This is a genomic window from Pseudomonas sp. (assembly GCF_049645325.1).
In the GTDB taxonomy this organism is placed as follows: Bacteria; Pseudomonadota; Gammaproteobacteria; order Pseudomonadales; family Pseudomonadaceae; genus Aquipseudomonas.
Window position 1 is genome coordinate 1 of sequence record NZ_JBARTQ010000451.1, and the last position, 8,247, is coordinate 8,247.

The 8,247-nt window shown below is 60.7% G+C and carries 7 protein-coding genes and 1 pseudogene; 3 read left to right on the forward strand and 5 right to left on the reverse strand.

Going from position 1 to position 8,247, the window contains the following annotated elements; translation table 11 throughout:
* Window positions 1–175, reverse strand: a 175-nt coding sequence (locus tag WBB95_RS19625; RefSeq protein ID WP_424489092.1) for an ester cyclase, incomplete at its 3' end; no start/stop codon positions are given.
* A 275-nt stretch (window positions 176–450) separates the two neighbouring features.
* Here WBB95_RS19625 and hopBF1 point away from each other — a divergent pair.
* A complete protein-coding gene (hopBF1, locus tag WBB95_RS19630) occupies window positions 451–1,059 on the forward strand; it encodes a T3SS effector protein kinase HopBF1 (RefSeq protein WP_424489086.1) in 609 nt (202 codons plus the stop codon).
* 243 nt (window positions 1,060–1,302) lie between these two features.
* On the opposite strand, the gene WBB95_RS19635 is transcribed toward hopBF1, so the two are convergent.
* Both WBB95_RS19635 and WBB95_RS19640 read right to left on the reverse strand, forming a co-directional pair.
* A complete protein-coding gene (locus WBB95_RS19635) occupies window positions 1,303–1,923 on the reverse strand; it encodes a LysE family translocator (RefSeq protein WP_424489087.1) in 621 nt (206 codons plus the stop codon).
* 130 nt (window positions 1,924–2,053) lie between these two features.
* Window positions 2,054–4,207: a TonB-dependent siderophore receptor gene (locus WBB95_RS19640; RefSeq protein ID WP_424489088.1), complete on the reverse strand. Its 2,154-nt coding sequence runs from the start codon at window positions 4,205–4,207 to the stop codon at window positions 2,054–2,056.
* Window positions 4,208–4,524: 317 nt separating this feature from the next.
* Here WBB95_RS19640 and WBB95_RS19645 point away from each other — a divergent pair, with 317 nt between their 5' ends.
* On the forward strand, window positions 4,525–5,505 hold the full coding sequence (locus WBB95_RS19645; protein WP_424489089.1) for a ketopantoate reductase family protein: 981 nt from the start codon (window positions 4,525–4,527) through the stop codon (window positions 5,503–5,505).
* A gap of 66 nt (window positions 5,506–5,571) precedes the next feature.
* On the opposite strand, the gene WBB95_RS19650 is transcribed toward WBB95_RS19645, so the two are convergent.
* Together WBB95_RS19650 and WBB95_RS19655 are read right to left on the reverse strand one after the other, a co-directional pair.
* On the reverse strand, window positions 5,572–7,065 hold the full coding sequence (locus tag WBB95_RS19650; RefSeq protein WP_424489090.1) for a methyl-accepting chemotaxis protein: 1,494 nt from the start codon (window positions 7,063–7,065) through the stop codon (window positions 5,572–5,574).
* Window positions 7,066–7,170: 105 nt separating this feature from the next.
* Window positions 7,171–7,686 (reverse strand): Lrp/AsnC family transcriptional regulator, encoded by a 516-nt coding sequence (locus tag WBB95_RS19655; protein WP_424489091.1) that lies wholly within the window; start codon window positions 7,684–7,686, stop codon window positions 7,171–7,173.
* A gap of 120 nt (window positions 7,687–7,806) precedes the next feature.
* Here WBB95_RS19655 and WBB95_RS19660 point away from each other — a divergent pair.
* Window positions 7,807–8,247 (forward strand): annotated as a pseudogene (locus WBB95_RS19660) (histone deacetylase family protein); the annotation flags it as partial.

Sequence of the window (8,247 nt, forward strand, 5' to 3'; positions counted from 1 at the left end):
GGTCAGGGATTTCGCGAAAATCGCGCTCCAGCATCGCGCGGTAACCGCTTAGGCCAACAGGGGTGGCGTTGTAGGTCACGCGCGGGTGGACGAAGCGGCCGAGGTGTTCCCAGGCCTGGCGGTTCAGGCAGTCGATATAGCCTGTGTAGAGCTCGGCGAGTTGGTTTCGGGTCATGAACGGCTCCTTGAGTCAGGCGCTGAGTGCGCCCGAGGGTGCAGGTTTGCCCCGGGGCCATTTGTTATATCACCGAGCCGGTGCCGAAGGCCAAAGTCGAACGCGTGGAGCATACCCAGCTGGGGGCGCGGCGCTGTGCTTATCGTGTTGTCCAGGCCTGAGCGCGAAGGCGCAGCACACATTTTTGGAACCCAACGCTCATGCTGCCCACTCACCCAGATTGCGATGACGTCCATCGCAATCTTCCCGTTCTAAAAGGTGAGAGGCAATGAGCCATGGTGCATAAAGTTTCCAGCGCAATCTCCAGCGCGTATACCGTTAGCCACGCTCAAAGCGCAGACGCCCCTCAGTTCCATACAATTTCGTCATTGGGTGAAAAACTGGGCAGCGGCAGCCAGAAAGATGTTTACCACTCTCGGCAAGATCCGCGGCAGTGCGTCTGCCTGATCCGCGCGGGCACCACGGGAAGCATTCCCGAGAGTGCTTACGCTGCTAAAGAAATGGCATTGACCAAGCAGCTTAAAGAACTGGGTTTTCCGGTGGTTGATGCGCACGCTTTGGTCGCCTACGAGGGTGAAGTAGGGCTTTCCAAAGACTACATTTACCATGCGCTGGATTCCGAGGACGTGGTTCATAATCGCCGGAGCATGCCCAGTGGCGAATCCTTCAATACAAACGTGATGAAGGACTGCGACGCCATCATCTCCAAGCTGAAAAACCATCACCTGCACATTGAAGACTTGCAGTTCATCATCGACGAGCATGGCCGGGTGCGAATCAATGATCCGCGTGATGTGGTGAGATCTTCGCCGGAAAAAAGCATTAATAAAGTCCGCGAGTTGCGCGCCGTTGCATTGAATAACTTGCTCGACGTCAGCGACTGAGGGCCATCAGCCCATCGCTCGACAGCGGTGTAAGCGCATGAAGTGGGCGAGCTCTAAAAAACCGGAGCTACGCCAGGCAGCGTGTGACAACGGGTTCACCTGAGCAATCCGGGATTGATCAGGTGAATATTCTTTTCAGCCTTCGAGGTTATGCGCGCTGGCGCACTGGCTATAGATAAGCCGGACGAACGCTCAGCCTGAACGTCGAATTATACAGTCAGTACACGGCAACGCGCCGCTCCCTCACGCCCTGCGCGCCATCAACAACACCGTCGCCGCCGCCGACAACAACCCTGCGCAGCAACGATTGAAGACCCGCTTGCCACGCGGCTCGGCAAACCAGCGACGCATGTGCAGGCCCATGTAGGCGTAGGCGCTGATGGCGATCCATTCGAGCATCAGGAACAGTGCGCCCAGCAAGGCAAATTGTGCAGTGATGGGTTGGCCGGGCACCACGAACTGCGGGAGGAAGGCGGTGAAGATCAGGATGGCTTTCGGGTTGCCCGCCGCCACCAGAAACTCCTGACGCGCCAACGCCCACAATCCTACTTTGGCTGTAGTCGACTGCGCCTCTGCCTGCGGGTTTGCCCGCCACAGCTGGAAGGCCAGATAAAACAGGTAGGCGGCCCCGAGAATCTTGATCGCGTAAAACAACAATTCCGACGTTTGCAGCACCACCGCCAAACCAGCGGCGGCGAGGGCGATCATGCCGGCGAAGGCCAGCAGGCGGCCGATGCCGGCCAGGCAGGAGGTGCGGTAGCCGTAGCGGGTGGCGTTGCTCACCGACAACAGATTGTTGGGGCCGGGGGCCATGTTCAGCGCGAAGCAGGCGGGGAGGAAAAGGGCGAGGGTGGCGAGATCCATGGCGGCTCCGGGTCGGGTCTGGCGGGGAGCGTCGAGGATAAGTGCTGTGGGGCGGCCCGACAATGCTCGCGGCGCCCGCCAGCCGGTTGAGTGCTCTCAAGGAGTCGGCGCGTCCCTGCGCCGATACCCTTTAAAAACTGTACTTGGCGGTCACCATCATGTTGCGCGGAGCGCCGTAGGAATCACCGCCATAACTCACATCGTTGGCGATGGCCTGATAGTAACGACGGTCGAAGATGTTATTGGCGTTGAGCTGCAGGTCCAGGTGCTGGTTGACCTGGTAGCCGGCCATCAGGTCGGTGACGGCGTAACCACCTTGCTGGAGACGGTAAGTGCTGCCATCAGCCAAGGCGATGTCGTTGTACATGCGGCTCTGCCAGGAGACGTTGCCGCCCACGCGGAGCTTTTCCAGCGGGCCCTGGAAGTTGTAGCGCGTGGTCAGTTTGAACAGATGCTCCGGCGTGTCGGTGTCGAACTGCTTGTTGACCTTCTGCGGGTTGGCGGCGTCCTTGAGGGTGTGGGTGCGCGCGTAGGTATAGCCACCGCCGACCTGCCAGTTTTCGGTCAAGGCACCTTGCAGTTCGACGTCGATGCCCTGGCTGCGGATCTCGCCGGAGGGTTCATAGCAGGCGGTCTGCGGGCAATTGGGCACGTATATCTGTACCGCGCGGTTTTCCTGGTCGACGCGGAACAGCGCCACGCTGGCGTTCAAGGCACCGTTGAGGTATTCGCCCTTGACGCCGATTTCGTAGTTTTTGCCGACGATGGGTTTGACCGGCGTGCCGGAGGTGCTCTTTTCGGTTTGCGGCGTGAAGATGTCGCTGTAGCTGGCGTAGACCGAGTGGTGGTCGTCCAGCTCGTAGATCAAGCCGGCGTAGCGGGTGAGGTTGCGGGTGACCTTGTAGTCGCCGTCGCCATCACGGTTGTCGTAGTCGTACCAGTCCAGGCGGGCGCCGAGAATCAGCTTCAACGGGTCGGCGAGGCTCAGGCGCGTGGTGATGTAGACACCGTCCTGGGTGGTGACTTCGCGCTGGTTGTTGGTGTGGGTGAAGTCCGGCTTGCCTGCATTCAGCGGCCAGTTCAGGTCGTAGGGGCTGTAGTTGTGCGTGGTCATGTCGTAGATGCGCTTGCTGGCGCCGACCACCAGTTCATGGGTACGCCCGAATGCCTGGAACGGCCCGCTGGCGAAGGCGTCCACGCCCGCCTGGTTTTCGTCGTAAGCGGCCTGGTAGACGGTACGGGCCAGGGTGTTGTTGACCCAGCGTGACTGATACGAGCCCGAGAACAATGCGTTTTGCTCGGCGTAATTGGCGTTGACCTGAAGGCTCCAGTCATTGGCCAGGCGCTGGCGGAGTTCGGCGAAGACTGTGTTGACCTCCTGGTCCTTGTTCTCCCAATCGGTGCCGGGGTTGTAAGAACGCGGCAGGTCCAGGTGATGGCCGTCCTGGCCGATCATCGAAGAGCCCCAGAAGTAGTTGGTCTTGTCCTTCTGGTTCGAGTAACCGAGGGTCAGGGTCGTGTCTTCGCTCAGGTCGGCTTCGGTGACCGCATAGAACAGGCCATGATCTTCCTCAGCCTTGTCGATGAAGCTGTGGGCGTCGCGATACGACGTCACCACTCGGCCGCGCCAGGTGCCGCTGTCGTTGAGCGGGCTGGAGGCGTCAACCTCGCCACGGTAATCATCCCAACTGCCGGCGGCGCCGGTGAGGGTGACCTTTTGCTCATCCAGTGGCCGTTTGCGGATCAGGTTGATGGCGGCGGAGGGGTTGCCGGCACCCGTCACCAAACCGGTAGCACCGCGCACGATTTCGACGCGATCAAACATCGCCAGGTTTGGCTGGGCACCTACCGAGGCACCGTTATAGCCGCTGGGAATGCCGTCATACATCAGGTTGTCGATGTCGAAACCGCGTGAGGTATACGACTGTCGGCCCGGGCCATTGGAAAAATTCAGGAACAGCCCGGGAGTCGCCTTGACCACGTCGTTGATGTTGGTCATCGCCTGGTCATCCATGCGCTGGCGCGTGATGACGGTGACGGCCTGCGGTGTTTCACGCAGGGTCAGCGGCAGTTTGGTCGCCGTCGACATCGAGCCGGTGGTGTAGGAACTGGAACCTTCGGTGGTGCTGCCCAGTTGCTGGCTGGTGATTTCGGTGGCGCCCAGTTCAAGCACCGCTGCGGGTTCAGCGTCGGCGGCGTAGGCCGCTTGTGACGTTGCGAAGCAGATAGCCACTGCCATCAAATTAGGTGAAAAACCTTTGCCGCCGAGTTGTTGCACAGACATGAACCTGACTCTCCCTGCGCGCCGTCCGTGGCGAATAGTAAATCTGATGATAATTATTCGCATTAGGATGGCAGATTGAGTCGAGCCAAAAAAGCCTTTGGAGAGAGATAGTTAACAAATATTTCACATTTCGAAGCGCGGCCAATTGCCATGCATCGCAACGCAGGCGCGTTGGGACGCCTCAGTTCCGCGACTCTCGCACTGCGCCGCATCGGGCGTTTTTCCGTGCCGATGGAGAGCGTGCCTACCCGTGACAAGTCGCGCCATTGCGCACACTCTAGCCGGCAATGCGGTTTCACCCTTTGTGAGGTATGACCATGCGAATAACCGTAGTAGGGGCCGGGGCCATCGGCGGGTTCCTGGCGTGCAAGTTACACGCTGCCGGCCACGACGTGAGTGTGGTGGCGCGCGGCGCGACGCTTGAAGCCATTCGCGCGCAAGGGCTTCAATTGCACAGCGGCGATGACCTGTTGATCGCCCGGTTACACGCCACCGCCAACCCCGACGAGCTGGGCGTTCAGGACGTGGTGATCTTCGCGGTCAAGGCCCCGGCCTTACCCTCGGCGGTAATCAATACCAAGGCGTTGATTGGCCCGAACACGGTGGTTGTCCCCGCCATCAACGGCCTGCCGTGGTGGTACTTCCTGCAAACCACACACGCGCTGTCGGGCTTGCGCCTGCAGGCCGTCGACCCAGGCGGCGTGATAGAGCAGGGCGTTCCCAGCGACGCGGTCATTGGCTGCGTGGTTTTTCCTTCCTGTGCGGTGCTCAGCCCGGGCGTGATCAAGCACATGTCCGGGAGCAAAATCGTGTTCGGCGAGCCGGCTGGCGGTCTCAGCGCGCGGGTCGAAGCCATCACCACGGTGTTTCTTGACGCGGGGTTTGATGCCCAGGCTGACCAAAACATACGCGAACAAATATGGCTGAAGCTCCTGGGCAATGCGTGCTTCAACCCCGTCAGCCTGCTGGTGGGCTGTGCGACTGACGCGATGATCGACGACCCTTTCCTGCACGCGTTGTGCGTCGACATGATGGCCGAGCTGCTTGAGCTGGGACGGCAATTGGGAATCTCGCCCGAGATCGACCCCACCCAAAGGATTGCCATCACACGCAAGCTCGGCACGGTCAAAACCTCAATGCTGCAAGACGTCGAAGGCCACAAGCCGGTCGAAATCGAAGCCATCCTGGGGGCGTTGATGGCCGTGGCGGATCAGGTCGGCGCGCCCATGCCGCGCACGCGTACCGTGTATGCCCTGGCGCGGATGCGCGCCAAAACCCTGGGGCTTTTGCCGGGCTGAATGCCCAGAGGGTATTTTTCCAGCGATCATCGGCGGTGAGTCATCCCTCGCCGCCTGACCCTGACCTCAGGGGTGAAACCTGCGCCCCAGCGCATCCAGGCGCACCGCAATCGGTGGCAGGCGCTCACTGCTGCGGGCGAGGGTTTCCACATCGTCGGCCGTGCTTTGCGCAATGCCTTGCACCGCCTGCAAGCGCCCGACAATGTCCAGGTTGGCGGAGGACTGTTCGCGCGTGGTGCTGACGATGCGCCCATTGAGCTGATCAATGTGCGCAATGTCATCGCCCACGGCCTGCAGCATTTCGACGGCCAGTTGGCTGTCTTGCACACACCGTTCCACGCCTTGCTGGCTGTCGTGCATGGCTTCCACGGCCTGGCGGCTGCCGTGCTGCAACCCTTCAATAATCTGTTTGATCTCCTGGGTCGACACGGCGGTGCGCTGCGCGAGGCTGCGCACTTCATCGGCCACCACGGCAAAACCACGGCCTTGCTCGCCGGCGCGCGCGGCTTCGATGGCGGCGTTGAGGGCGAGCAGGTTGGTCTGGTTGGCGATGCTGTTGATCACCTCGAGCACTGAGCCGATCTGCTCGGCCTGCACCGCCAGGCCTAGCACGGTCTGGTGGGTGCCATGGATGCGTGAGGCCAATTGGGTGATTTCCAGCTGCGCGCGGCCGACGCTTTCCTGGCCACGCAGGATCTGTTGACTGGCCTTGCCGGCGTGCTCGACCGCTTGCTCGACGTGCAGGGTGATGTGGCCCATGGCGTCCTCCATGCGCTGCATCGAGCCGGTCATCTGGGTGATTTCGGCGAGTTGATGGCGCGCACCGGTTTCCAGGGTGCCACTGGCGCTGGCCAGCTCCTGGCCGAGTTGGCCAAGGCCGTGGGAGTCGCGAGCGACCCCGTCGATCAGGTGGGTGATTTGTTGCAGGAAGTGGTCGAAACGCTGGGCCAGAGACACATGCACCTTGCCTTCACCTTGGGCGGTTTCCACCGTGAATTGGGACGTCACGGCGAGCATTTTTTCGAGCATTTCCTGGCTCTCGACCGCCTCGCGCTGGCTGTGAATGGCCAAGTAGAGCAGGGCGACGGTTTCCATCACCACGTAGAAGGCGTGCAGGAACACCATGTTCCAACCGCCGTGATGCTCCATCACAAATACCGGAAAACCCTGATGCTGCAAGGCATGAAACACCACGTGGTGCACAGCGATCGTCGCTGCGGCGACCAGGATCGGCAGCCAGTCGCGGTAAAACGTCAGCACCGCAAGCAACGCGAAAATGCCGAAGTGCGATTCGATCATGCCCTGCGCCTGATTGATGTGCAGCGCCGCCATGATCATCAGCCCCGCGCCCAACAAGCACCGCATCAAACGAGTGCCGCCCAGGCCCCGGTACAGTACGGTCAGCACTGCGCTGGTGCCGCCACCGACAATCAGCGCCTGGGTCAACGTGTCATGCCAGTAGGCCAGGCCCAGGGAGAACACAAACATCAGCCAGATCAACGCCAGCATGATGCGGTCAGCCTTGCGGTAGTGCTCCAGAAAACGCGTGCGGACAGGCATTCACTCGTACTCCATGTGGTCGAGCCAGGATCAAGGCATGCGGCGTGCCGTCAGCGGCAGTACTAGCATATCGGCATCACTGCAGGCGACTTGAGGCACTCAGTGCTACTTGTTGCGCTCAACCGGGGCGGCCTCTCGCGTCGGGATCGCCACTCGACTCGTTGCCTTGACTTCCTTCAGCGCCAAACTCGACTGAATCGACGCAATGCCCAGCTGTCGCCGCAATACGCCCTCGACAAACTCGCTGTAGCTGTCCAGGTCTTCCGCCAGCACCTGCAACAGGTAATCCGCGTCGCCGGTGATCTTGTGGCACGCCAGCACTTGCGGCAGCTCCTTGATCACCGCCTCAAACGCGTCCGGCGCATGGTCGGTATGAATGGCGAAGCGCACATGCACAAACGCCATGATTTCCAGGCCGAGCATCTTGCGGTCGAGGTTGGCCTGGTAGTCCTTGATCACGCCTTCTTCTTCCAGGCGTTTGCGCCGGCGCCAGCACGGCGTGAGGCTCAGCGACAGGCGCTCGCTCAGTTGCGCATTGGAAATGCTCGCGTCCGCCTGCAACAGGGCGAGGATGGCGAGATCGGTGTCATCAAGAACGACCTGCTTGGTTTTATTTTTCATTAGTCGGCGTCACAGAGGTAAATATTCCCGATAAACCTAACAGTGCATGAAGTAAAAGCAAAGAAAGCCCCGCGCGGCCCGAACAAAATAGAGCCTGTCTTTTACTGGCGGATTCTTGAAATGTTGACTGTATTTAGCGATGCCCACCGTTTGCACCATGGCACCGAATTGAAAGATGGCGTGCTCAAACCCTCATTTGAACAGCCGAGCCGCGCCGATACCGTGCGTGACCGCGTGCGGCAGGTGGGCCTGGGCGACATCATCGTGCCGCGCACCTTTGACCGCGCCTGCTACGTCAATGCCCACAGCGAACGCTACGTGTCATTCCTTGAAACCGCCTGGGCTGAATGGACCGCCATTGGCCGCAGCCACGACGCGTTGCCGCTGGTATGGCCGGTGCGCGACCTGGCCAACGCACAGGTGCCGGAATTCATCGACGGCAAGCTGGGGTTCTTCGCCATGGACGCCGGTTCGCCGATCACCCGCACCACCTGGAACGCGGTGAAAACCAGTGCAGACATTGCGCTGACTGGCCTGGCCTTGATCGACGAAGGCCACAAC